This is a genomic window from Nonomuraea sp. NPDC048892, assembly GCF_040649735.1.
GTDB classification, from domain to species: Bacteria; Actinomycetota; Actinomycetes; order Streptosporangiales; family Streptosporangiaceae; genus Nonomuraea; species Nonomuraea maheshkhaliensis.
Genome location: NZ_JBEZFZ010000005.1, coordinates 120,309 through 144,131, shown reverse-complemented (window position 1 = coordinate 144,131; position 23,823 = coordinate 120,309). Strand labels below are relative to the sequence as shown.

The 23,823-nt window shown below is 72.1% G+C and carries 21 protein-coding genes; 7 read left to right on the top strand and 14 right to left on the bottom strand.

Going from position 1 to position 23,823, the window contains the following annotated elements; genetic code table 11:
* Positions 1–76: 76 nt before the first annotated feature.
* Positions 77–1,495 (top strand): glycerophosphodiester phosphodiesterase family protein, encoded by a 1,419-nt coding sequence (locus tag AB0C28_RS18050; protein WP_357863060.1) that lies wholly within the window; start codon positions 77–79, stop codon positions 1,493–1,495.
* A 17-nt stretch (positions 1,496–1,512) separates the two neighbouring features.
* Here AB0C28_RS18050 and AB0C28_RS18045 read toward each other — a convergent pair whose 3' ends face one another.
* The 8 genes from AB0C28_RS18045 to AB0C28_RS18010 form a co-directional block, all read right to left on the bottom strand.
* Positions 1,513–2,247: a polyprenol monophosphomannose synthase gene (locus AB0C28_RS18045; protein ID WP_358075736.1), complete on the bottom strand. Its 735-nt coding sequence runs from the start codon at positions 2,245–2,247 to the stop codon at positions 1,513–1,515.
* Between the two features lie 10 nt (positions 2,248–2,257).
* Positions 2,258–3,736: a glycosyltransferase family 39 protein gene (locus tag AB0C28_RS18040; RefSeq protein WP_358075733.1), complete on the bottom strand. Its 1,479-nt coding sequence runs from the start codon at positions 3,734–3,736 to the stop codon at positions 2,258–2,260.
* A gap of 58 nt (positions 3,737–3,794) precedes the next feature.
* Positions 3,795–4,472: a response regulator transcription factor gene (locus tag AB0C28_RS18035; protein ID WP_358075730.1), complete on the bottom strand. Its 678-nt coding sequence runs from the start codon at positions 4,470–4,472 to the stop codon at positions 3,795–3,797.
* Positions 4,469–5,566 carry a histidine kinase gene (locus AB0C28_RS18030; RefSeq protein ID WP_358076482.1) on the bottom strand — a complete coding sequence of 366 codons (1,098 nt, stop codon included), beginning with the start codon at positions 5,564–5,566 and terminating at the stop codon, positions 4,469–4,471. Before AB0C28_RS18030 ends, AB0C28_RS18035 begins: the two co-directional genes overlap by 4 nt.
* Before the next feature lie 150 nt (positions 5,567–5,716).
* A complete protein-coding gene (locus AB0C28_RS18025; protein ID WP_358075727.1) occupies positions 5,717–6,109 on the bottom strand; it encodes a hypothetical protein in 393 nt (130 codons plus the stop codon).
* Complete coding sequence (locus AB0C28_RS18020; protein WP_358075724.1) at positions 6,106–8,409, bottom strand: excinuclease ABC subunit UvrA; 2,304 nt, start codon at positions 8,407–8,409, stop codon at positions 6,106–6,108. The genes AB0C28_RS18025 and AB0C28_RS18020 overlap by 4 nt, the downstream gene beginning before the upstream one ends.
* A 103-nt stretch (positions 8,410–8,512) precedes the next feature.
* Positions 8,513–9,277 carry a MerR family transcriptional regulator gene (locus tag AB0C28_RS18015; RefSeq protein WP_358075721.1) on the bottom strand — a complete coding sequence of 255 codons (765 nt, stop codon included), beginning with the start codon at positions 9,275–9,277 and terminating at the stop codon, positions 8,513–8,515.
* 102 nt (positions 9,278–9,379) lie between these two features.
* Positions 9,380–12,271: a BTAD domain-containing putative transcriptional regulator gene (locus AB0C28_RS18010; RefSeq protein WP_358075718.1), complete on the bottom strand. Its 2,892-nt coding sequence runs from the start codon at positions 12,269–12,271 to the stop codon at positions 9,380–9,382.
* Positions 12,272–12,641: 370 nt separating this feature from the next.
* On the opposite strand from AB0C28_RS18010, the gene AB0C28_RS18005 reads away from it, so the two are divergent.
* Together AB0C28_RS18005 and AB0C28_RS18000 are read left to right on the top strand one after the other, a co-directional pair.
* Positions 12,642–13,742, top strand: a complete 1,101-nt coding sequence (locus tag AB0C28_RS18005) for a ThiF family adenylyltransferase (RefSeq protein WP_358075715.1) — start codon at positions 12,642–12,644, stop codon at positions 13,740–13,742.
* Positions 13,739–14,965, top strand: a complete 1,227-nt coding sequence (locus tag AB0C28_RS18000; RefSeq protein WP_358075712.1) for a hypothetical protein — start codon at positions 13,739–13,741, stop codon at positions 14,963–14,965. The genes AB0C28_RS18005 and AB0C28_RS18000 overlap by 4 nt, the downstream gene beginning before the upstream one ends.
* 83 nt (positions 14,966–15,048) lie before the next feature.
* Here the strand turns inward: AB0C28_RS18000 and AB0C28_RS17995 are convergent, their stop codons facing one another.
* Complete coding sequence (locus AB0C28_RS17995) at positions 15,049–15,606, bottom strand: hypothetical protein (RefSeq protein ID WP_358075709.1); 558 nt, start codon at positions 15,604–15,606, stop codon at positions 15,049–15,051.
* A gap of 184 nt (positions 15,607–15,790) precedes the next feature.
* Between AB0C28_RS17995 and AB0C28_RS17990 the strand changes: the two genes are divergently transcribed.
* Entirely contained in the window at positions 15,791–16,258 is a 468-nt protein-coding gene (locus AB0C28_RS17990) for a GNAT family N-acetyltransferase (protein WP_357863091.1), read from the top strand.
* 12 nt (positions 16,259–16,270) lie between these two features.
* Here AB0C28_RS17990 and AB0C28_RS17985 read toward each other — a convergent pair whose 3' ends face one another.
* From AB0C28_RS17985 to AB0C28_RS17970, 4 genes are read right to left on the bottom strand one after another with little or no spacing between them, the layout of a single operon-like run.
* On the bottom strand, positions 16,271–16,786 hold the full coding sequence (locus AB0C28_RS17985; protein ID WP_358075706.1) for an N-acetyltransferase family protein: 516 nt from the start codon (positions 16,784–16,786) through the stop codon (positions 16,271–16,273).
* Between the two features lie 26 nt (positions 16,787–16,812).
* Entirely contained in the window at positions 16,813–17,433 is a 621-nt protein-coding gene (locus tag AB0C28_RS17980; RefSeq protein WP_357863096.1) for a helix-turn-helix domain-containing protein, read from the bottom strand.
* Positions 17,434–17,477: 44 nt separating this feature from the next.
* Complete coding sequence (locus tag AB0C28_RS17975) at positions 17,478–18,284, bottom strand: hypothetical protein (RefSeq protein ID WP_358075703.1); 807 nt, start codon at positions 18,282–18,284, stop codon at positions 17,478–17,480.
* A gap of 37 nt (positions 18,285–18,321) precedes the next feature.
* Positions 18,322–19,176, bottom strand: a complete 855-nt coding sequence (locus tag AB0C28_RS17970) for an enoyl-CoA hydratase/isomerase family protein (protein WP_358075700.1) — start codon at positions 19,174–19,176, stop codon at positions 18,322–18,324.
* Positions 19,177–19,326: 150 nt separating this feature from the next.
* On the opposite strand from AB0C28_RS17970, the gene AB0C28_RS17965 reads away from it, so the two are divergent.
* Positions 19,327–19,971, top strand: a complete 645-nt coding sequence (locus AB0C28_RS17965) for a TetR/AcrR family transcriptional regulator (RefSeq protein ID WP_357863104.1) — start codon at positions 19,327–19,329, stop codon at positions 19,969–19,971.
* On the opposite strand, the gene AB0C28_RS17960 is transcribed toward AB0C28_RS17965, so the two are convergent.
* Entirely contained in the window at positions 19,966–20,967 is a 1,002-nt protein-coding gene (locus AB0C28_RS17960; RefSeq protein WP_358075698.1) for an AsnC family transcriptional regulator, read from the bottom strand. The genes AB0C28_RS17965 and AB0C28_RS17960 overlap by 6 nt on opposite strands.
* 123 nt (positions 20,968–21,090) lie before the next feature.
* On the opposite strand from AB0C28_RS17960, the gene AB0C28_RS17955 reads away from it, so the two are divergent.
* Positions 21,091–22,356: an amidohydrolase family protein gene (locus tag AB0C28_RS17955; protein ID WP_358075696.1), complete on the top strand. Its 1,266-nt coding sequence runs from the start codon at positions 21,091–21,093 to the stop codon at positions 22,354–22,356.
* Positions 22,353–23,813: an MFS transporter gene (locus tag AB0C28_RS17950; protein ID WP_358076481.1), complete on the top strand. Its 1,461-nt coding sequence runs from the start codon at positions 22,353–22,355 to the stop codon at positions 23,811–23,813. The genes AB0C28_RS17955 and AB0C28_RS17950 overlap by 4 nt, the downstream gene beginning before the upstream one ends.
* Positions 23,814–23,823 lie beyond the last annotated feature (10 nt).

Here is a 23,823-nt window from a genome sequence, read left to right as displayed (position 1 = left end):
CGCCGCGAGATCATCTCGGCTTGCGGGGGCGTCCGCCGTCTGTTCATATGAGCGACATGTCGTCATTACAGGGTCTATGTCCATGATTCGGAAGTTCTGTCGTGGCCTGGCCGCCACCGGCCTGATCGCTCTGGCCGGCGCCACCGCCCTCACCACGCTCCCCCCGGCCCCCGCGGCGGCGACCGCGCCCGGCGGGATCGACCGCGTTCACCAGCGCCTGCTCAAGCACGGCCGCGGCGCCCCGCTCATGATCGCCTCCCATCGCGGCCAGTGGCGCGCGGCCCCCGAGAACTCCCTGGCCGCCATCGACGCCGCCATCAGGGACGGCGCCGAGGTCGTCGAGATCGACGTACGGCCCACCAAGGACGGCCACCTCGTGCTCATGCACGACGAGAGCGTCGACCGCACCACCGACGGCACCGGCCGCGTGGCCGACCTGACCCTCGACCAGATCAAGGCGCTCCACCTCAAGCAGGGCCTGGGCGGCGGCCAGGCCGCGGTCACCGAGCACACCGTGCCGACCTTCGAGGAGGCGATGCGGACCGCCAAGGGAAGGGCGCTGGTCAACCTGGACAAGGGCTGGCCGGTCAGGCAGCAGATGTACGAGGTGCTGAAGCGCACAGGCACCGTGGACCACGGCCTGTTCAAGGGCGCTCCCACGGTCGAGGAGGCCGCCGCCTTCATGGCCCAGGACCCCGAGATCCTCTACATGCACATCATCGACGACGCCACCGCCGGCGTCGTCGGCACCTTCCCCGGCCGCCGGCCGGTCGCGTACGAGGTGGTCTTCGACAGCACCGACGATCCGCAGGTCACGCGGGAGACGCTGGCCGAGATCGCGCGGCACAGCCGCGTCTGGATCAACAGCATGTGGTACGGCCTGGCCGCCAAGTACACCGACGAGGCGTCCCTGCGCGACGAGAACCTCGGCTGGCGCACCCTGGTCAGGACCTACGGCGCGAACATGATCCAGACCGACAACGTCGAAGCGCTCGACTACTGGCGCGACGGCGGCGACCTGTCCCGCTACGGGCGCCAGCACGGCGACCGGACGATCCGCGTCGAGGGCGAGGACTTCGCGCCGGGCGGCGAGGGCGTCGGCTACCACGACCTCGACCCCAACCGCTGCACCGTGGCCCGCCCCGACGAGGGCGTGGACATCTGCGACCTCGAAGGCGCCATCGCGGTGAACTGGATCCGCGGCGGCGAATGGCTCAAGTACCGCTTCGAGGTCAGGAAGGCCGGCCTCTACCAGGTCTCGGCCCGCGTCTCCTCGCCCTACTCCCCCGCCGGCACCGTCGTGCTCGACTGGGGCACGGGCACCGGCACGACGGCCCCGATCGCGAACACCACCAACCACGACGCGTTCACGCTCCAGCCGCTGGAGCGCCGCCTGCTCACCAAGGGCACGCACGAGCTGGTCCTGCGCATGCCGGAGAGCGCGTACCAGAACTTCAACCTCGACTACCTGCAGCTCGACCTGACCGGCCGCTGACGGGAGCGCCCGCCGTTTCATGATCGCGAGCCGGTGGGCGCGGGCCCGGAGAGGGTATGGAAGGCCCAGGCGGTGATCCGCCAGAGCGCCTCGAACAGGACGCCCGCGTCCATCTTGCTCGCCCCCGCCGTACGGTCGACGAAGGTGATCGGCACCTCCGCCACCGTGCAGCCCTGGCGCACGGCCCGCAGGGTGAGGTCCACCTGGAAGCAGTAGCCGCGCGACTCGACGCCGCCGCGCAGGATCCGGGCCAGCGCGGCGGCCCGGTAGACGCGGAACCCGCCGGTGACGTCGGCGACGGGCAGCCGAAGCGCCAGCCGGGCGTATCGGTTGGCCAGGCGCGAGAGCAGCTCCCGGTGACGCGGCCAGTTCGCCACCCGGCCGCCGGGCGTCCAGCGCGAGCCGATGACGAGATCGGCCCGCCCAGCGGCGCTCAGCAGCGTGGGCAGCCGCTCGGGCGGGTGCGAGCCGTCGGCGTCGATCTCCACCAGCAGGTCGTACCCGCGGGCGAGCCCCCAGCGGAAGCCCGCCGTGTACGCGGCGCCCAGGCCCTGCTTCTCCTTACGGTGCAGGACGTGCACGCCGGGCAGCTCGGCGGCGAGCCGGTCGGCGATCCGGCCGGTGCCGTCCGGGCTGTCGTCGTCCACGACGAGCAGGTGGGCGGCGGGCACGGCAACGCAGATCCTGGCGACAATGCGGGGCAGATTGTCTCGTTCGTTGTAGGTCGGGATGACGATCAGGACGGCGCTCATGATGACTCCCTCAGCTCGCGTGCCTGTAGTCGGTCCAGCCGGTGGTCCACGGGGTGTGCGGTTCCGAGCAGATGGTGATGGGCAGGCCCAGCTCCTCGTTCGGGACGCCGGTGCCGTGGTCGACGGTTCCGGCGGACGCGCACCGCGCGAAGCGGGTCCGCAGCTCCTCGAGCGGCAGCCCCACGGCGACCACCGTGCGTGCAGTCTCGGGCGGCGGGCCCTGGTACCAGAGCTCGTTGTGCCCGCTGTAGACGGGTACGTCCGGGGCGAATCGGTTGAGCGCGCCGGCCTCGCCGTAGTTCGCGGTGATGACGACCGTCCCCTGCGGCAGCTCCCGCTGCACCCCGGCGATCTGGGCGGCGAAGCGCGGCCAGCCCACCGACTCCCTGGACACCTCGTTCGGCGAGTAGCCCAGCGCCGGCAGCGGGAGCAGCGGCAGCGCCACGGCGATCCCGATGAGCGAGGTGCCGAGCAGCCCGCACCACACCGCTCCGCGCCGGGCGGCGCGGCGCTCCATCCACGCGGCGACGGGTACGCAGCCGGCCGCGAAGGCGAAGATCAGGCTGCCCGCGACGTAGTCGGCCCGGCCGCCGGACGCCCAGCCGAGCAGGATCGTCACGAGGGTCGCGATGGCCAGCGGCCGCGTCTCCTGCCGCCCATACAGCCGGCGCCATCCGATCACGGCGATCACGAACGCTCCCATGCTGAGCAGCGCCACCGTCATCGGCACGAACATGATCCGGTTGATCGGCTCGCTGAGCGTGGCGGCCATGGTGAGCTGGGGCCAGCCGTTGACGGCCTGGTAGACCAGGTTCGGGGAGGCGAGCACGGCGGCCAGGACCGCCCCCGACCAGAACCATCGCTCGGCGAAGACGGCGCGCGGGCCGCGCACGGCCAGCCCGACGCCGATGAGCAGGCCGGTGGCCAGCCCGGTGATCAGCAGCACGATCAGGTGCTTGTTGTACGTCGCCGCCCCGGCCACGGCGCCGGCCGCCAGCCACCACCGTCCGTCGCCGCGCAGCAGGGCCCGCAGCACGAACAGGATGCAGGTCGTCCAGAACACGAAGTCGGCCGACTGGGTGAGCAGGGTGTGCCCGACGACCAGGGGGAACATGCCGGTGCCGAGACCGGCGGCGGCGAGCGTCTGGGCTCCCGCCCGGCCGCCGAGCTCGCGGGTGATCGCGGCGCCGACCAGGATCAACAGCCCCGCGCAGAGGGCGGGGATCACCCGCAGACCGACGATGGTGTCGCCGAACAGCTCCGTGGACAGCCGGGCCAGCAGCGGGGTCAGCGGGGGCTGGTCGAAGTAGCCCCAGGCGGGGGTCTGGCCGAGGAGGCGGAAGTAGAGCTCGTCGCGGTGGTAGCCGTAGAACGGGCTGAGGATCAGCAGGGTGACCACGACGGCGGCGGCAATGGGGCCGGTGATCCGCCAGGCGATGGCGGGGAGCGCGTAGGCGGTGGTCTGTGGGCTGGGGGCTTTGAGTAGCATGCCTTCACGGTCTTCGATGCCGCCCCGCCTGTCGTCTGGCCCCAAGCAGAACCTGAAGTCAGCCCCCAGTCATACCCGGCGACTCGCCGGGGCGGACGACGCCGTGGTCGAAGGCGAAGACGACCGCCGCGGCGCGGTCGCGTACCGCCAGCTTGGTGAAGATGCGGCCGACGTGGGTCTTGATCGTGCCCTCGCCGATCACGAGCTGCCGGGCGATCTCGGCGTTCGTGAGCCCCCGGCCGATGAGCTTGAGCACGTCGAGCTCGCGGGCGGTGAGGTCGCCGAGCCGCCGCACCGCGTCGGGGTCGGTCACCGGATCGATGCGGTAGCGCCGCAGCACCCGCCCGCAGACGGCCGGATCGAGCCAGCCGTCACCCGACGCCACCGCGCGGACCGCGCGCTGGATGTCCTCGGCCGGGGCGTCCTTGAGGCAGAACCCCGACGCGCCGGCCCGCAGCGACGCCGCCAGCACGCCGTCCTCGCCGAACGTGGTCAGCACCAGGACCCGGCAGGCCGGATCGGCGGCCAGCAGCGCGCGGGTGGCCTCGACGCCGTCCATGTGCGGCATGCGGATGTCCATGACGACGACGTCGGGCCGGGCGCGCGCGACCTCCGCCTGCGCGGCCCGGCCGTCGGACGCCTCGCCCACGACGTCGAACCCGTACGGCTCGCGCAGGATCGTCCGCAGACCCGCCCTGGCCAGCTCCTGGTCGTCGACGAGCACCACCGAGATCATGCCGGTAACTCCGTCCGCACGACCCACCGATCGTCCTCGGGGCCGGCGGTGACCCGGCCGCCGACCATGCGCACCCGATCCGCCATCGTCCGCAGTCCCATGCCGCCATTCTGCCGGGGCGGGCGATCGGGCAGCAGATTCGCCACCGTGGCCTCGACGCCGCCCTCGTCCGACACGCGCAGCCGGACCTCGACCGAACGGCGCGGCGCGTGCCGGCTCGCGTTGGCCAGCGCCTCCTGCATGAGCCGGTAGAGCACCATCCCGGTCGTCGGGCTCACCACGGACAGCTCGCCCTCGACACTCGACTCCAGATCGAGGCCCGCCGTACGGTATTCGTCGAAGAGCTCGGGCAGCCGGGGCGCGGTGGGCTGCGGCGCGACCACGGCGGGATCGGCGCCTTCCTCGGCCAGGACCCTGACCACCTTGCGCAGCTCGGCCATGCTCTGCCGGGCCAGCCGCTCGGCCTCGGCGAGCCCGGCCGCCGCCCGCTCCGGCTCGTGCTCGATCGCCAGCCGCGCGCCGCCCAGGTGCAACACCGTCACGGCGAGCGTGTGGGCGACGATGTCGTGCAGGTCGGCCGCCAGCCGCTGCCGCTCGGCCAGCGTGGCGGCGGCGCTGGCGGCCCGCTCGGCGCGGTGCAGCCGCTCGCCCACGTCGATGCGGTAGCGCGCGGCCCAGGCGCTCCAGAAGACGAGCGTCACGGCGCCCAGCCAGTTGGGCCAGCCGGGGTCGGGGGTGGTGAACGCCGCCACCAGCACCACGGCCAGCGAGGCGAGCCACATGACGATCCCCGGCCAGAGCCGCAGGGTGAGCGCGACGAACGCGATGTAGAGCACCAGGATGAACCAGCCGACGCTGTTGACCGCGAGCCCGGTGAGGGCCCCGATGGCGGCGGGCGCCAGGAGCCCGGCCACCTCGGCCGGGCGGCCCGGCGCAGTGCGCACCATGACGAGGCAGAGGACGAGGAAGGCGGCGCCGCCGGCGAACGGCGGGACGCAGCCGCAGCCGGCCGCGATCGTCTGCGCCCAAGACAGCCCGACCAGCAGCACCAGCAGCCCGAGACCGACCAGCACCAGCCAGCGGGGAGTCCGCATCACCCGCTCATCGTAGGAACCGGGCACTCCCCCGCGCATCCACCCTGAGTCATACCCCGCCGTCTGCCCACGGTCTGACCTGCCGCGCCTCCGGTCATCCCGTGGGCGCGCCTGGACCAGGCCGCCCCCGCGACCCACGTCCCGGACGGGTCAGGCCGTGCGGGCGGCGCGGCGGGCGTGGTCGCGCAGGCGGCGGCCGGCCAGGTGGATGGTCGACAGGTGCCGGGCCGCGTCGGCCCGCATGGGAGCGGGGATGTCGGACAGCCCCCGATACAGCACGCACGAGAGCTGCAGGTAGCTCATGAACAGCGCCAGTTCGCCCGCCAGCGGCTCCGGCCGGCCGTCGGCGGTCACCGCCAGCGGCCCCTCCCACCCGTCCACCGTCTCCAGCAGGATCCGCTGCTGGCCGAGCAGGACGGCGAGCACGTCGCCGGCCGGGTAAGGGCCGGATCCGCGCATCGGATGCGCGGCCAGCATGCTCACCACCGCGTCCGCCGCCCCCGCCACCGTCGCCGCCAGCCGCCGCCGATCCCCACCGCTCATGACGCGCTCCCTTCCAGTGCCCGGCGCAGGTAGGTCGCGGTCGGGGAGGCGGGGACGGCGGGCAGCCCGGCGGGCGGCCCCTGGTAGAGCAGCCGACCGCCGCGGCTGCCGCCCTCGGGGCCGAGCTCGATCAGCCAGTCGGCGTACGCGATCACGTCGAGGTTGTGCTCGATCACCACCACCGTGGCCGCGTACTCGTCCACCAGCCGGTCGAGAGTGGTCAGCAGCCGCCGCACGTCGGCCAGGTGCAGGCCGCTCGTCGGCTCGTCGAGCACATACGTGTCGCCCCTGCCGCTCAGATGGACGGCCAGCTTGACGCGCTGACACTCGCCCCCGGACAGGCTCGTCAGCGGCTGCCCCAGCCGCAGGTAGTCGAGCCCGACGTCCCCGACCGCCGTCAGCACCGGGACGATCCTGGCGTTGCCCGCGAAGTGCTCGCGCCCCTCCCCGACGGTCAACTCCAGCACGTCGCTGATCGTCAGGCCGCGCACCCGGTAGCCGAGCACCTCGTCGGTGAACCGCCTGCCGTCGCAGGTCTGGCAGGTCAGGCTCACACCCTCCAGGGAGGCCAGATCCGTGAAGATCACCCCCAGGCCGGCACACGCCGGGCAGGCGCCCGAGGAGTTCGCGCTGAATAACGACGGGCTCACCTTGTGCGCCCTGGCGAACTCGGCCCGGATCGGATCAGCCACGCCGGTGTAGGTGGCGACGGTGGAGCGGCGGTTCGTGTGCGGCATCGACTGGTCGACGATCACCGCGTCGGGATACTGCGTACGGAAGGCCCCGTTGATCAGGCTCGACTTGCCCGCGCCCGCCACCCCGCAGACCACCGTGAGCACCCCTGCGGGGACGTCCACGTCGAGGTCGCGCAGGTTGTGGGTGCGGGCGTCGACGACCGGCATCATCCCGGACGGAATGCGCACCCGTTCCTTGAGCCGGGTCGGGGCGTTCATGAAGTCGCCTGTCAGCGTGCCGGAGGCGGCCAGTTCGCCCGGCGGGCCCGCGAACACCGCCCGGCCGCCCGCCGCACCGGCCCCCGGGCCCATGTCGATGACGTGGTCCGCAGCGGCGATCACGTCGCGGTCGTGCTCCACCACGAGCACCGTGTTGCCCTTGTCGCGCAGGGCGTGCAGCAGGTCCGTGAGCCGGTGCACGTCGCGCGGGTGCAGCCCCATGCTCGGCTCGTCGAAGACGTAGAGCAGGTCGTTGAGGCTGCTGGAGAGATGCCGGACGATCTTCACCCGCTGCGATTCGCCGCCGGACAGGGTGCCCGTGCGGCGGTCCAGGCTCAGGTAGCCCAGGCCGATCGTGGCCAGGTGACCCACGCGCGAGATCAACGCCTCGATCACCGGCTTCGCCTTCGGGACGTCCAGCGAGCGCAGCACGCCGAGCAGGTCGTCGGCCTCCATCGCGGTGAGGTCGGCGATGGAGTGACCGGCGATCCTGCTGTCCAGGGCGAGCGCGGACAGGCGCGTGCCGCCGCAGGCGGGGCAGGGCACCGAGGTGGTGAACCGGGCGATCAACTGCTTGGTCCGCGTGCCCGGCTCGCGGTCGGGTTCGAGGTAACGGCGGCGGAACTTCACCACCGCGCCCTCGTAGGTCATGTTCACCCGCTGGCCGCCCACGTCCACGGGGACCGTGCCGCCCGTACCGTGAAGCAGCTCTTCCCGCTCCTCCGGCGTGAAGTCCGCCACCGGCTTGGCCGGGTCGAACCGGCCGGATGCGGCCAGCAGGTACCAGTCGCGCGACCCGACGGCGAAGAGCGGCGCCAGCAGCGCGCCGTCGTTCAGGGATCTGGCCGGGTCGAGGAAGGCGTCCAGGTCGACGCCGACGACCTCGCCCAGCCCTTCGCACTCCGGGCACATGCCGGCCGGCATGTTGAAGGAGAACGCGTCGGCGTAACCGACGAACGGCTCGCCCGCGCGGGAGAACAGCAGCCGCATCAGCGGCGCGATGTCGGTGATGGTGCCGACCGTGGAGCGCGGGCCACCGGACAGCGGCCGCTGGTCCACCGCGATCGTCGCGGGCAGGTGCTCGATCAGGTCGAAGTCCGGCCGCGCCGAACTCGGCAGGAACGTACGGACGAACGCCGGCAGCGTCTCGTTCCACTGCCGTTGCGCCTCGACCGCGATCGAGTCGAACACCAGGGACGACTTGCCCGACCCCGACAGGCCGGTGACGACCGTCAGCGTGCGTTTCGGGATCTCTACGTCGATGGAGGTCAGGTTGTGCTCTCTGGCACCGGCCACCCGGATCCACTCCGGGGCCGATGCGAGGTCCTCGCGTGGATGGACTTTCACGACTTCAAGCGTATCGTTGAAGCTCCAGGTTGAGAGTTGGCTGCCACCACCGCTGGAAATACGGGTAGTCGTGGCCGGAAAGTCTCAACTGGACGGTCGCAGCTCACCCGCCCGGGAAAAGACCGCCTTCCGGCGCGTCCGCGCTCAGGTAGTGGTGCAGGGCGGCGGAGCCCGTCAGCATGGCCGCCGCCGTACGGGTGAGCTCCGCCCGCCGCTCCTCGATCGCGCTCCGCAGCGCCCGCGTGCTCCCCGTCCTGCGCAGCTCGTCGAGCAGAGCCCTGATCTGCGGCAGAGGGTGGCGGCCCTGGCGCAGGATGTTGATCATCCGAGCGTCACGGACGTCCTCGGGGCCGTAGCGCCGGTAGCCGGTGCCTGGCTCGCGCGGCGGCCTGAGCAGCCCGGCCGACTCCCACAACCGCAGCGCCGAGGCACGCAGCCCGAGGTGCCTGGCGGCGTCCCCGATCCGCATCACACGCGCGGGTGTGTCCGGGGCCTGGGCGGCGCTCGCCACGGCGTGCAGGGCCTCGCTGGTCGCCTGGAGCTCCTGGCGCCGGCCGTGCAGGGCCGCGTGGCTCGCGTCGATGAGGGCGAGTCCTCGTGGTACGTCCCCTTCGTGGATGGCCTGCATGACCGCGCGGGCGGTGTCCCAGCCGAAACCCCTGGCCAGCGTCCGGTACGCGAGCAGGGCGGCACGGTGCCGGGTGTCGAACCTGCGGTAGCCGGAGGGCGTGCGCTCGGCCGGCGGCAGGATGCCCGCGTCGGCGTAGTTGCGGATCTGCTGGGTGGAGACGCCCACCTCGCGCGCCAGGTCCACCGGCCGCAACGCCGTCCGCCCGGCGCCGGGCTGAGTCGAGGGTTCTGCTGCCACGAGCCGATTCTCCTCCGCGACGTACGGCGGCCCGGCCCGCGACCGCCGGCCCGGCCCGCGTGCCCAGCCGTCAACCCGGACCCGCAGGCCGCGCGGAGCAGGTCAGTCGATGGGGTCGGACAGGGCGGCGAGGCGGGTGCGGAGGGCGTCGGCGTCGCCGGGGGCGAGTTCGGCGGTGAGGGCGAGAGCGCGCTGGAGGGTCGAGCGGCCCTCGCGCAGCCGGCCCGCCGCCAGTTGCGCCTCGCCGAGCCGACGCAGCGTCCTGGCGCCGAGGGCGCGCTTGCCGCCCCGCCGCCAGGCCAGGGACCTGCGGTAATAGGTGATCGCCTGCTCGTACTGGCCGAGCAGGTGGTGGATGTGGCCCAAGCTGTCGAGGGTGGCGGACTCGCCGGGAAGGTCGTCTATCTCGCGGTGGATGGCCAGGGCCTCCTGGCAGCGGCGCAGCGCCTCCCCGTACGCGCCGAGCTGGGCGTGGAACCAGCCGATGTTGTTCAGCACCCGGCCCTCGCCCGCCCGGTCGCCGGCCGCCCGGCAGAGGCGCAGCGCCTGGTCGCTCAGGCGCAGGCCCTCGTCGTACTGGCCACGACGGTCCTCGATCACGCTGCGGTAGATGAGGCAGATCGCCTGCCCGACCGCGTCGTTCTGCCCGCCGAACAGGTCGAGCGCCGCGCGCAGGTGGGCCTCGCTGGTGGCGTCCTGGCCGAGCCGGATGAGGGCCTGGGCCAGCCCCACGTGGGCGTGAGCCTGCGCGGCCGGGTCGTCCTGCCGGGTCGCCGCCTCCAGCGCGATGTGGTGCACGGCCGCCTGGTCGTCCGAGCGTCCCTCCTGCGACAGGAAGCCCCAGCAGGCGCCGGCCAGCTGCCAGGCGTGCCGGTCGAACCCGAGGCGCGCGGCGTGCCTGATCGCGGCCAGCAGCGTCCGGTGCTCGCGGCCGAACCAGGCCTCGCTCTGCGCGCGGTCGGTGATGCGGGCCACGACCACGCCGGGCCGGGGCGGCGCCGGGGTCAGGGGGACGCGGTGGTAGAGGTCGAGGAGGCGGTCGCCCAGGCAGGCGCTGTGCAGGTAGTGGTCGAGCAGCCGGTGCAGCGCCTCGTGGCGCTCGGCCTCGGAGTCGTGCAGGCGGGTCAGCTCCTCGGCGTACGCGCGCAGCAGGTCGTGCTGGCCGTAACGTCCCGGGGTGCGCTCCACGGCCAGGCTCGCCCTGGTCAGCTCGGTCAGCAGGTGGTGCGCCTGGCGTACCGGGATCCCGGCCAGGCTGGCGGCCGCGGCGGTGGAGATCTCGGGCGCGGGCAGCAGGCCGCGCAGGCGGAACAGGCGGGCGGCGTCGGGGGTGAGCGCGCGGTAGGACCAGGACAGGACGGTCCGCATGTTCGTCGAGGCGTCACCGCCGTCGAAGACGTCCAGCCCGCCGTCACCGCGCGGGCCTGCGTTCCCCTCCCCTTCTGCATTGTCCAGGCCCGAGATCAGGGCTTTGAGGGGGAACGACGGGCGCGTCTGGGCGCGGGCGGCCACGATCGCCAGGGCCAGCGGCAGCCCCGCGCACCGGGAGACGATGTCGTCCACCGCCCGCGGCTCGGCGTCCACCTTGTCCACGCCGAGCCGGCGGGTCAGCAGCAAGCGGGACTGCTCGGGTGAGAACAGCCCCAGCGACAGCGTGCGGGCGCCCTCCGCCGCGACCAGGCCGGTCAGCTCGGCCCGGCTCGTGATCAGGGCCAGGCAGCCGGGCGCGTTCGGCAGCAGCGGCCGTACCTGGTCGGAGTCGAGGGCGTTGTCGAGCAGGATCAGCATGCGCCGCTCCGCCAGCAGGCTGCGGTAGAGCCCGACCTGCGCCTCCAGCGTGGCCCCCACCAGCTCGGACGGCACCCGCAGCGCGTCCAGGAACAGCCGCACCGCCTCGCCGGGCGGCCGGGCGATGTGGGTGGGGCCGTACCCCTGGAGGTTGACGTAGAGCTGGCCGTCGGGGAAGCGGTCGCTCACCCGGTGCGCCCAGTGCACGGCCAGGGTGGTCTTGCCGACGCCGCCCGTGCCGGTGATCACGCACGGGGCCATGGCGTGCGTGGCGGTGGAGTCAGGGGCCGGGAGCGTCAGCCGGTCCAGGGCGGCCAGCTCCTGCTCCCGGGCGGTGAACAGCTCGGTGTCAGGGGGCAGGTGACGCGGCACGGCGACGACGCCGGCGGGTGCCGTCATGGTGTCGCGGCCGGCCAAGATCGCCTGGTGGAGGCGTTGCAGTTCCTCGCCGGGCTCGATGCCGAGCTCCTCGGCGAAGCCGCGTCTGACGCGGCGGAAGACGGCCAGGGCCTCGGTCCTGCGGTCGCAGCGCAGCAGCGCCGTCATGAGCAGGGACACCAGGCGTTCCCGCAGCGGATGCTCGCCGACCAGGGTCGTCAGTTCCGCCGCCGCCTCCTGGTGCCGTCCCCGCCGCAGGTCGAGCGCGAGTCGTCGTTCCAGTGCCGTCAGCCGTTCCTCCTCGATGCCGGGAACGACGACGTCGGGCAGCCACCCGCCGGCCACGTCGGCCAGCGGCGCCGTCCCCTGCCAGAGCGCCAGCGCGGCGCGCAGCAGCCCGACGGCGCGCTCAGCGCCGCTGTCAAAGCCCGCCCCGCTCTCACCGCCCGCCCCGCTCCCAAGGCCCGCCCCGCTCTCGCCGCCGGCGTTTCCGGCCGCGCGGACCAGCTCGCGGAAGCGGAACAGGTCGATGCGGTCGCGCGCCACCGTGAGGCAGTAGCCGTGCGCCGTGGTCACCAGCTCGGCCTCCTCGTACGGCGCCAGCAACCGGCGCAGCCGGGAGACGTGCCCCTGCACGGCGTTACGCGCGGACTCGGGCGACTCGGCCCCCCACAACGCGCTCACCAGCCGCGTCACCGGCACGGGACGCCCCGCTTCGAGCAGCAGCATCGCCAGCACGGTCCGCTGCTGGGCGGTGGCGGGGCCGAGCCGCCGCCCGGCGTCCCACACCCCCACCGGCCCCAGCAGGCGGAACTCAAGGCCGTCCACGGTCAACCACCCACGTCTTACCACCCACGCATTCCAGCCACCCCCGTGCCCTCCGCGAGTGCCCGGCGGTGATCATCTCATGGCAGCCTAACCGCCGACTCAGCGGAAATTCAGCGCTATTTCAGCACCAAAGACCACCCTTGCCTCAAGCGGCACTCACGGCCGCGGAACCTCACGAGGAGGAATGTCATGGAGATCAAGGTCAAGAAGGTCGAGTCCGTCAAGGCCACCCAGAACCCCGCCACGTGAGGCGCTGACACCGCCTGGCGATTTCTCCGCGGGGAGGGAGACGAGACGACGACGCTCACGTCGCGCAGCGCCGTCGCCCTCCCCGCGGGGCCCCATTTTGCGTACTGGCGCTGGAGGCACGATGCGTGTGGCGTTGAAGGAATGTGACTGGGAGGCGGACGGCGAGGATCTGCTCGTGGTCTTCGACGCCCGCGAGGCGATCACCCTGAGCGATCCCGACGGGCAGGTGGCCGCGCTCCTGAGCGAGCTGCGCCGGGCCCCGCGGACGGCGGCCGAGCTGAGCGAAGCCCTCGGCGCGCGCGGGTTCGAGGTCTCGGCGGAGGACGTCGGCCAGGGTCTGCGCGGGCTCGACTCCCTGGGCCTGGTCGAGGACGCCGACGGCAGGAGCCTCGGCGACCCGGACGAGGACGAACGCCACTTCTCCAACCTCTGCTTCTACGGCACCTACGCCGCCCTGGACCGCCACCGCGCCGGCTTCCAGCGGCCGATGCGCGAAGCGCACGTCCTGGTGCTCGGCGTCGGCGGGGGCGGCTCCTCCCTCGTGCAGTGCCTGGCCGGCCTCGGCGTCGGCGAACTGACGCTGGTCGATCAGGACCGCGTCGAACCCCGTAACTTCGCCCGGCAGTTCCTCTACCGGCACGCCGACATCGGCCTGTCCAAGGCCGAGCGCGCGGCCGCGTGGGTGCGCGACTACGACCCGGGCATCAAGGTGAACGCCGTCGATCGCTGGGTCTCCTGCCCCGGGGACCTCGCGGACCTGGTCGAGGGCATCGACCTGATCGCGGGCGGCCTCGACGGTCATCCGCACGCCAACCTCTGGGCGAACGAGGCCGCCGTCCGGGCCGGGGTCCCGTACGTGCTGGGCGGTGCGAACCGGACGCAGCTGATGTACCTCTCCGTGGATCCCGGCCGGACGGCCTGTCTGGCCTGCGACTACGCGGACCGGCCCGCCGAGGACACCTCGGAGGGGATCGCGTACCGGATCGTGGAGAACATGAAGCTGAGCAACCCGCTCACGGGGCCGATGGCGATGCAGGTCGGCTCGCTGCTCGCGTTCGAGGCGCAGCGCTACCTGACCGGGTACGAGCCGCCGCGCGCGGCCGGCTTCCGGGTGACCCTCGATCTGCGCGAAGGACTGACACCCTCGTGGCAGGCCCTGCCCAGGAACCCCGGCTGCCGGGTCTGCCGGCTGGCGCCGCCGCGCGAGGGTGAGCGTCCATGACCGCCACGGGGACCGTCGCGCTCAAGGCGCTCAGCGTCGTGCCGGAGGGTGAGGACGAGGTGCTGGTCGGCGACCCCGCGACCGGCACGTTCGTGACGATCCCGGCGGTCGGCGGGGTGGTGATCGCCGCGCTCCAGCGGGGCGCGAGCGTCGAGGAGGCGGCGGCCGAGGCGGAGGAGTTCGCCGGCGAGCCGGTGAACGTGCCGTCGTTCGTGGAGACGCTCGGGGAGCTCGGCTTCCTGGCCGACCCCTCGGACGAGGCCGCCGCGCCCGATCCCGTACGCACCGCGCCGATCCAGGCCCGCCGCTGGATGACCAGCGTCCGCCCCGAGGTCGTCCGCCCCTTCTTCGGCCGCGTGGCCTGGACCTGTTACGCCGCCTGCCTGCTGTTCTCGCTGGGCGTCTTCGCCTTCCGGCCGAGCCTGATCCCCGCGCCCGCCACCGACGCCTTCCCCTTCGCCGACATCGGGCTGAGCTCGCTGGCCTGGCTGCCGTTCGTCTGGTTCGCGGCGGCCAGCCACGAGGTGGGCCACTGGCTCGGCGCGCGGGCGCTCGGCATCCAGACCCGCTTCGGCGTCGACCGCCGCATGATCATGCTGGTCTTCGAGACGGACCTCACCCAGCTGTGGACGCTGCCGCGCCGGGTACGGTACGGCCCGCTGCTGGCCGGCCTGGCCGTGGACTCCGTGCTGCTCGCCGCCCTGCTCACCGGCCGGCTGCTGATCGACCTCGGCCTCTGGCGGGCTCCTGAGCTGGTCGGGTCGCTGCTGGCCGCCTGGGTGTTCATCAAGGTCATGCAGATGCTCTGGCAGTGCCTCGTCTTCTTGCGCACCGACCTGTACGCGGTGCTGGTCAACGCGCTCGGCTGCCGCAACCTGTGGCGGGTGAAGTCGCTGATGCTGAAGCGGGCGTTCGGCCGGCTGAGCGCGGAGGAGGCCGCGGAGCTGGCGGACGCGAGCGAGGCCGACCTGCGTACCGGGCGCTGGTTCCGCTGGGTGTGGCTGGCCGGCGGGGCCGGCGTGGCCGCCTGGTTCTGCCTCCTGCTGCTGCCGGTCTTCGCCGAGGTCCTGCGCTGGGCCGCCGATGGGCTGGCCGAGGGGCCGCTGACGGTGGGCTTCTGGTACCGGCTGCTCTGCGCCGGACTGCTCCTCGGCCCCGAGACGCTGGCCCTGATCCTGGCCGTCAAGGAACACGTGGGCCGCCTGGCCGCCCGCCGCTCCTGACGTCACAGCTCGATGCCTTCAAGAGCCGGTACGGCCAGACCCCCGCCGAGTTCGCCCGTTCCTCCCACCCCTGAGGGATGTGGTCATGGGGTCGCGTAGGCGCAGACGGCGTACACCTGAAGGAATACCAGGTCGTCCGGGATGTCGGTGACTTCGACGAACCATCCGGATCCGGCGTCGTCGTTGACGGCGTGGTTCTCCGTCGCGGTCCACCCTCCGGATCCGCCGGGAATGAGGCGGAAACCGCCGTCGGTCGCGCTTCTCCCCCTTGGACACCTCGCCGTGGCTGCACACATCCGGTCGCCGGCCGCGCAATCTTGCATCTCCACCACCGTCTCGGAGCGGGGGCCGCCGTCCGGCGGGGGCGCCGAATTCTGCTGCGCGCCCAGTGCGCAGTTGTCGATGCGACGGATGGGTATCCGGCCTCCGTCGCTCTTGACGTTGAAGTTCCGCGCCCCGGGAGTGCACAGCATCGAAGCCGCCTTGCTCAGGTTCGGCAGGAAACCCGCGTCCGGCACGATGTCGTCGATGGCATCGAAGACGGGGTGGGGGTCTGCCAGTGCCGGCGATCCGCCGCCGGCGACGAGGGCGCCACTCACGGTCATGGCGAGAACTGCGGCGCATTTCCCGATCTTGTTCATGTGCTGCTCCGGGCTTTCGGCGAACCTCTGATCTGCGTGGAAAGGTAGCTGTTGTCGTCGGCGTTCATGGAGACGACACCCGCCGGGCTGGCTCATCGATGGTCCAAGGATGGGAAAGGCATAGATCGACGACTACGCACTGGCACCACAGTCGATATCCCGAATGTGGGATAGAGTCTCAAATGTGGGAAATCAGGTGAGGATCGTCGTGGACGACCTGTCCGGGGAGCGGATCGCCGCGTTTCTCCGTGAGCACATGCGGGAGATGCGGGCCACCACGCCCGAGGAGAGTGTGCACGCGCTCGATCTCGACGCGTTGCGCAGGCCCGAGGTCACGTTCTGGTCGGCGCTGGACGGCGAGGCGGTGGTCGGGTGCGGGGCGGTCAAGAGGCTGAACGCGGCGCACGCCGAGTTGAAGTCGATGCGCACCGCCGCCGACCGCAAGCGTACGGGGATCGCGTCCCTGCTCATGGAGCACATCCTCACCGAGGCCAAGGCCATGGGGTTCACCCGGTTGAGCCTGGAGACCGGCTCGACCGAGTTCTTCCTTCCCGCGAGGAGGTTGTACGAGAGGTTCGGCTTCGCGTACTGCGAGCCCTTCGCGGACTATCGGCCTGATGTGCACAGTGTGTTCATGACGAGACAGCTCTGACTCGCGCGCGGCTCAGCCGGCGGTGAGAGCTCGTTGCATGAGGATGGTGTCGATCGAGCGGCCGTGCTTGTGACCGACGTCGATCAGCCGGCCCGCGTGGGTGAAGCCGAATCGTTCGTGCAGGGTGACCGAGGCCGGGTTCCCGGTGTCGGCGATGACGGCGATCATGCGGCGGAAGCCCGCCGTCGCGCACTCGCCGATCAGGGGGCCGAGCAGGGCGCCGCCCAGTCCTCTGCCGGTCAGGCCGGGAGCCAGGTAGATCGAGTTCTCCACCGTGTAGCGGTAGGCCGGCTTGGGGCGCCACTGACCGGCGTAGGCGTAGCCGGCCACGTCGCCCGAGTGCTCGGCGACCAGGAACGGCAGCCTGCGGGCGGTGAGGTCGGCAAGGCGCTGCTGCCAGTCGGCGAGGCGCGGCGGGGTCTGGTCGAAGGTGATCACGGTGTGGGTGACGTAGTGGGCGTAGATCTCCGCCACGTCCTTGAGATCCTCCGTGGTCGCGGGGCGGATGATCGTCTCGGGATCTGTCATGACGTCCTCGTCTCTGAAGTGTCCGGTCACGGCAGAACGATCATCACGGCGTAGCGGACCGGGCCGGGGCCCGGATTGTGAAAGTGAGACGGTCCCCACAGTCGGAACCGCAGGCAGTCACCCGTCTGGAGCTCGTGCACGACGCCGTTCACGGTGAACTCCAGCGCGCCTTCCAAGATCCAGATGTGTTCCTCCTGGCCGGGGACGGGTGGCTTGTCATAGGGGATGTCGGCGCCCGGCAGGAGGTGGCCTTCGAGGAGCTCGCCCTTGAGCCCGGGGTGCGGCGGGGACACCGAGCGCCTGGTGAAGCCCGACTCCCCGTCCCGCCACACCAGTTGCCGGGCGGAACGCACCAGTTGCGGCGGCTCCGCCTCCACCTCGGCCAGGAGGTGCGACATCGTCCGGCCGTAGGCCGCGCACAGCTTGCCCAGCAGCGCCGCCGTCGGGCTGATCTCCGCCCGCTCCAGCCGGGACAGGGTGGAACGGCTCACGCCCGTCCGGCCGGCGAGGTCGTCCAGCGACCAGCCGCGCTCGGTCCGCAACTCGGCGAGCCGACCGGCCAGGCGAGCATCGACATCGCTGGGAGATGGATCGCTTGGACGGTCGGGCCCACTGCTTCCGGGCGCCTGCCGCTGAAGGCTTCTCATATATGGGATCCTATCCCTGATCAGGGACGAACGGCGGGACGCGATCAGGGCTCCGACGGGACGCCGATCGCGTCGGCCCAGGTGTGGATCAGCTCGTCGTGGCCGGTGAAGTGCCTGCGCCGCAGGACGCCGGCCGGGTCGATGTGGCGGGACTCCGACAGCCCGAACCGGCGCAGCAGGTCGAGGATGAGCGGTCGCGCCGTCGCCGTCAGGGCGGGAGACGAGCACGCCGCCAGGCCGACGGTGCGGCGGGCGGTGCCGGCCGCGGCCGGCCGGCGCACTCCCGCCCGGCCGTACGTCCCGCCGTCGTGGTTCCACACCTCCATCGGCACCACACGACCGTCGCCGGTGGCGGGGATGACCACGGCTTCGACGACACCCTCCCCCGAGCCGGTCTCGTCGGCGCGGGTGGCGTAGGACGTCAGGAGGCGGAGCAGCGCGATCGTGATCCACGCCAGCGCCCCCTCGCCGATCGCCCACACCTCCCCGCCGTCGGTGGGACTCGCCCTGAGCGTTCCCACCTGGAGCGCGCCGAGCGCGGAGCCGTCCGCGTGCAGCTCGCAGTAGTACGTGCCGGCGGGCCGGCCGGGTGGTGTGAAGACGGCCCTGTCCGGATGGGGCTCCGGCGGTTCTGAGGCGATCCCGATCGGCGCCGGCCACGCGTCGACGTGCCGCCGGACCCACCGCCGCAACGCGTCACCGTCCGCGAGACCGGCCCCTGCCGCCAGGCCGGATCCCGCCGGCGGCCGGCCCAGCGGTACGACGCCCAGCACCAGCCAGGGCGGCCCGGGGCCGAGTCGGGTGGCGGCGTCCGTGAGGAGCCGGCCGAGGTGTTCGTGCCGTTCGATCATCGTTCGCGCTCCTCCGGCCGAAGCCCGCCGAGCCGGGTCAAAACAGCTTGCGCGCCTCGGAGTCGGCTAGCAGCTCGGGGTCGGGCACCAGGGACTTGCTCGCCACGTTGGCCAGCATCTGGTGCGCCATGTGGAAGCCGAAGTCCTCGCTCACAGTCTTCTTCCAGTGCCTGGAGATGATGTTGTGCGCCGCCCACCGCGTGTAGCGAGGGCGCTTCATGATGAACCGGGCCAGCTCCCACGCACGATCGAGCAACTGCTCGCGCGGCAGCACGTCGCTGACGATGCCCCATTCGAGCGCCTTGTCGGCCGGGATGGATTTGGCGGCGTAGACGTAGTACGCGGCCCGCTTGGGGCCGATGAGCGCCTGGAGCGCCATGAACTGGCCGTCCCCGGGCGGGGAGCCCAGCCAGAAGTGCGGGTCCATGAAGTCGGCGTCCGGCGTCGCGAACGTGACGTCGCTCATCATCGCGAACTCGGTGTGCACACCGGGCCCGTTGACGGCCGCGATGGTCGGGATGTCGATGTTGCCGATGAAGCTCTCGATGAGCTTCCAGCCGTCCATCATCCGCCTGTGTATGTGGTCGGGCTCCAGGTCGGAGGCGGGCTTGGGGTTGAGGCCCTTCGGGCTGCCGGACATCCACCTGTCGCCGGTGCCCGTGATGATCAGGACGTGGTTCTCGGGGTCGTTGCCGACCTCCTGCCACACGCGCGGCCACACGTTGTGCGCGGCGTGGGTGTGCACGTACGGGCCGTCGTCCGTGTGCAGGCGGACCTCGATGATGCCGTCCTCGCGCCGCATCCGGAAGAAGTCCGCGTACCGGGCGGAGTACTCCTCGAACGTGGGCGGGGGGAGATATCCCTTCCAGTGGTCGGCCGGGTCGAATGCCATGTGACTGCCTCCTGGTGGTGGATGTCCGCCGAGCTCGGACGGGGTGCCGCGGAGAACACGCCGACGCGCTCGCCGTCCCGGACCGCCAAAAGTACACTAGCTAGTGTGCTTTTAGAAGCCGGGCGGGCGGAGGTGGCCTAGGCTTGGCCCATGTCGAGGGCAATCGCGGCGGTGCAGACTCCCGGGCGTCGCCGCCGGTCGGAGGGCAAGAAGGCGGCGATCCTGGACGCGGCCGAGGCGCTGTTCATCGCCGAGGGATACGAACGGGCGAGCGTGGACGCCATCGCGGCCCGCGCGCAGGTCTCTAAACGCACCGTCTACGACCACTTCGGCGAGAAGGCGACGATCTTCCTCAAGGTGCTCGAACGGGTCAACGACGCGCTGGTGGGCGCCGTTCAGTCCGCGATCGAGGAGGAGCTGACGCCGGGCCGCGACCTGCGCGAGGCGTTGACCGCGTTCGGCCGGCGGGTCGTCACGCAGACCGTGCCGTCGTCCGACTACGTGACCTTCCGCCGCCTGACCTCGCAGCACTGGGCGGTCCCCCGGCTGGCGGGGGCCGTGCGCGAGCGTCCCGAGCGGATGCTGGAAGAGCGCTTCGCCGCGCTGACGGCCGGCGGTGAGCTCATGGCCGCCGATCCCCGCCTCGCGGCACGCCACTTCACGGCTCTGACGATCGGCCTTGCGCTGGACACGCTGGATACCCAGGATTCGAAGGATGAAGCGGAGATCGTGACGGTGATCGCCGACGGGGTGGACGCGTTCCTGCGCGCCTACCGCCGCCCCGGCCCCTCATGAGGGGATGAGCGGCACCGCGCGCACCGATCGTCCCTCGGCGTCCAGGATGCGGCCGAGCAGCTTGGTCATGCTCAGCACCAGTGACCGGTCCTGGATGCGCAGCGCCGGCACTTCCTGGCTCATCAGCCACTCCAGATCGTGCACCTCGGCGGTCGATCGCAGCGACGCGTCCACGATCACGTTGAACGGCCCGGCGACGAACGTGGAGGCACGCACCCCCGGCAGCGAGCGGATGCGTTCTTCTGCGGCGCTCAGGTCCTGGACGTCCAGCGAGCCAAAGTAGACCGCGGAGACCGACCGGCCGGACAGATGGCGGGAGATGTCGCAGCGGAAGGTAACGAGCCCCGCCTGCTGCATACGGGTCAGCCGCCGCCGCACCGGCACCGGGCCGATGCCCGCGTGCTCGGCCAGCCGTTCGAACGACATCCGCCCGTCGGTGTGCAGCGCGCGCAGGATGCGCAGATCGACGTCGTCCAGCGGGCCCGCGCCGCCTGACCCGCGCCCCGTGTCGGAGCCGAGGCGGCGCCGCTGCTCGGGGTTGAGCGCGCCCTCGCGCCAGCGGCTGGCCTCCAGGGTGGACCGGGTGACCACGTGGCTGCGGATCCTGGAGATGCCCGGGATCCGCGCCACGAGGTCGAGGAGGTAGCTGGACAGTTCGTCCAGGCCGGGCGCCTGGGCCAGCACAAGCACGTCCCTGGCGCCGCTGGTCACCTTGACGGTGGCCGCGTAGGTGTCCTCGGCGAGCGCGCGGGCGACCTCGGCCAGCCGCCCCGGCGCGCAGTCGACCTCCACCAGCGCGCACGCGGGGGTCGCGCCGCCCGAGGGATGGGCGGCGACCCAGGCGGCGCCTTCTGACTCCATCCGGGCCCAGCGGCGGCCCACGGTGGCCGGATCGACCCCGAGGACCTCCCCGAGGTCGCGCCAGCTCGCGCGCGGCGCCGACCGTACGGCGTCGACGATGGCGACGTCGAGCTCGTCGAACGTCGAAGAGAGCATCACATCAGCTTTCCTGCACTGATCAGCCACAGAGAGCAGATTTCCAGCGATTCGGCGGCCGAAGCATGCGATCACCTTAGCGTGTCGCTCGTCAACAGCCGGCGAACGAGGACAGGGCGACGAGTGGGATCGAACGACGGAGCCGCGTTGCGGGTGCACAACGTACGGCTCATCGACGGGGCCGGCGAGCGGGCCGTGGACGACGCCGTACTGGAGTCGGGCGACGACGGCCGGATCACCTACGCCGGCCCGGCGGCAGGGGCGCCCGAGCCCCGCGCGGGCGTCAGGACGATCGACGGCCAGGGGGGAACACTCCTTCCCGGGCTGTTCGACTGCCACACCCACCTGGGCGTCCCGTCCGACCGGTCGCTCGTGGAGGCCGCACTCCTGACGGACCCCGTCCTGGGCGTCCTCCAGACGACCGAACGCATGAAGCGCACGCTCGACGCCGGCGTCACCTCGGCCCGCGACCTGGGCGGGCTGCCCGCCGGGTTCCGCGACGCCGTCGCGGCGGGGCTCGTCCCCGGCCCCCGCCTGCAGACCTCGGTCGGCGTGATCAGCCACACCGGCGGCCACGCCGACGGCACCCTGCCCGGCGGCAGGAACCTCGACCTCGACTACTGCGAGATCGCCGACGACGTGCCCGGCGTGCGCAAGGCCGCGCGGCGGATGCTGCGGGCCGGCGCCGACCTGATCAAGATCTGCACCAGCGGCGGCATCAGCAGCGCGCACGACGACCCTGACGACCAGGACCTGCTCGACGAGGAGATCGCCGCGGTCGTGGACGAGGCGCGCCGCCACCGCGACCGCCCGGTCGCCGCGCACGCGCAGGGGCGGGCCGGCATCCTCGCCGCGATCCGCGGCGGTGTCCGCTCGGTCGAGCACGGCTTCGGCATCGACGACGAGGGCTGCGACCTGCTCGGCGAGCGGGGAGCCTTCCTCGTGCCGACGCTGTCGACCGTCTTCCAGCCGCTGGACCCGCGCAAGACCACGCCGTGGCGCTACCAGAAGAAGCTGCGCTGGAACGAGCGGACCATGGAGAACATCGCCGCGGCCATCGCGCGCGGGGTCGACATCGCGGCCGGCACGGACTCAGGGATCTCGCCGCACGGCGGCAACCTCTTCGAGCTGTCGTGCCTGGTCGAGCTGGGGATGTCGCCGATGGCCGCGATCAGGGCCGCGACCTCGAACAGCGCCCGGCTGCTCGGCGTCGAGGACACGCTCGGGACGCTGCGCGCCGGTTACGCCGCCGACCTCGTCCTGTGCGCAGGGGATCCGCTGCGCGACATCGGCCTGCTGTCGGCGCCCGAGCACGTCGTCCTGGTCGCCCAGCAGGGCGTCGTCCGTAAACTCACGCTGCCAGAAAGGAGCGGCTCGTGCCAGACATGAGCTCCGACACCACAGCGGTAAGGCCGCCGGCCGATCTGCACACCGGCTGGACCGGCCGGGTCATCGGCTACGTCGCGGTCCTCGTCCTGGTGAACGTCATGGTCGACACCGTGCTCGCCTCCCCCACCTTCGTCCTGCCGCAGTTGCGCGACGCCTTCGACACCACGCAGTTCGCCTGGCTCGACTCCAGCGCGATGCTGGCGGGCGCCATGTGGGCGCCGCTGCTCGGCAAGACCGCCGACATCCACGGCAAGCGCAAGGTCCTCGTGATCACGCTCGTCGTCGCCGGGCTCGGCGGGCTCGTGTGCCTGATGGCGCCGAACATCGGGATCTTCGTCCTCGGCCGGGCCCTCCAGGGCGCCGCCGTCGCCGCTCTGTTCCTCACCGTCGCGATCATCAGGGACGTCTGCGCGCCCAAGTTCGCCATGATCGTGACCGGCGTCGTCACCTCGGGCTCGGCCGCGTTCGGGATCGTGCAGCCGTTCGTGCTGGAGGTCGCGACGGAGGTCTTCGGCTGGCAGTTCGTGTTCGTCGTCTCGGCGGTGTTCGCGGCCGTGGCCGCGCTGTTCGTGCGCCTGGTGATCCCGAACTCGCGGATCACGACGCCGGGCAAGGTGGACGTCGCTGGCGCGCTCGTCCTCGGCGGCGGGCTGGCGGGCGTGCTCGTCTACATCAGCCTCGGGCAGGAGTTCGGCTGGCTGGGGCTCGCCCCGATCGCCGCGCTCGTGCTGGGCGTGGTGGCGCTGCTCGTCTGGTACTTCGTGCTGAGCCGCGTCCCCGAGCCGGTGATCGACATCCGCGGCCTCTCCGCGGTGCTCGGGCTCGGCCTGCTCGTGGTGGTCATGGGGACGGGTGCGTACCGGAGCCTGCTCGCGCTGTTCAGCCTGCTGATCGACGTCTCACCCGACGAGGGCCTCGGCTACGGGATCGCGGGGCCGGCGGCGCTCGGCCTGATGTTCGGCATCCCGTCGATCGGGATCATGCTCGGCGGCATCCTGGCGGGCGCGATCGCCACCCGCGTGGGACCGGCCTGGCCCCTCGCCGCCGGTCTGACCCTCGGGACGATCGCCTCCGTCGCGATGTTCACCGTCGGCGCGGCGAACCTGCCGATCGCCGTGATCTGCTCGTTCATGCTGAGCCTCACGGCGGGCTCGCTGGTCACCTCGGGGTTCAACCTGGCCTCCATCCTGGCCCCGCCCGAGCGGCAGGGCACCGTCTCCAGCATGGTGATGGTCATGGTCGCGATCGGCTCGGTGACCATGAGCTTCGTCGGATCGGCGATCCTCGGGGCGACGGACGTCGTCGTGGCCGGCGAGACGGTCAACTCCTCACTCGGCGTGCACTCCTACATCGCGGTCGCGGGCTGCGCGTTCGTGCTCGCCGCCGTGCCCGTGACGTTCCTGCTGCGCCGGATGCGCGGCCACGTCGTCACGGACGTCCCCGTGAGCCAGGTCTGAGAGGAATGTC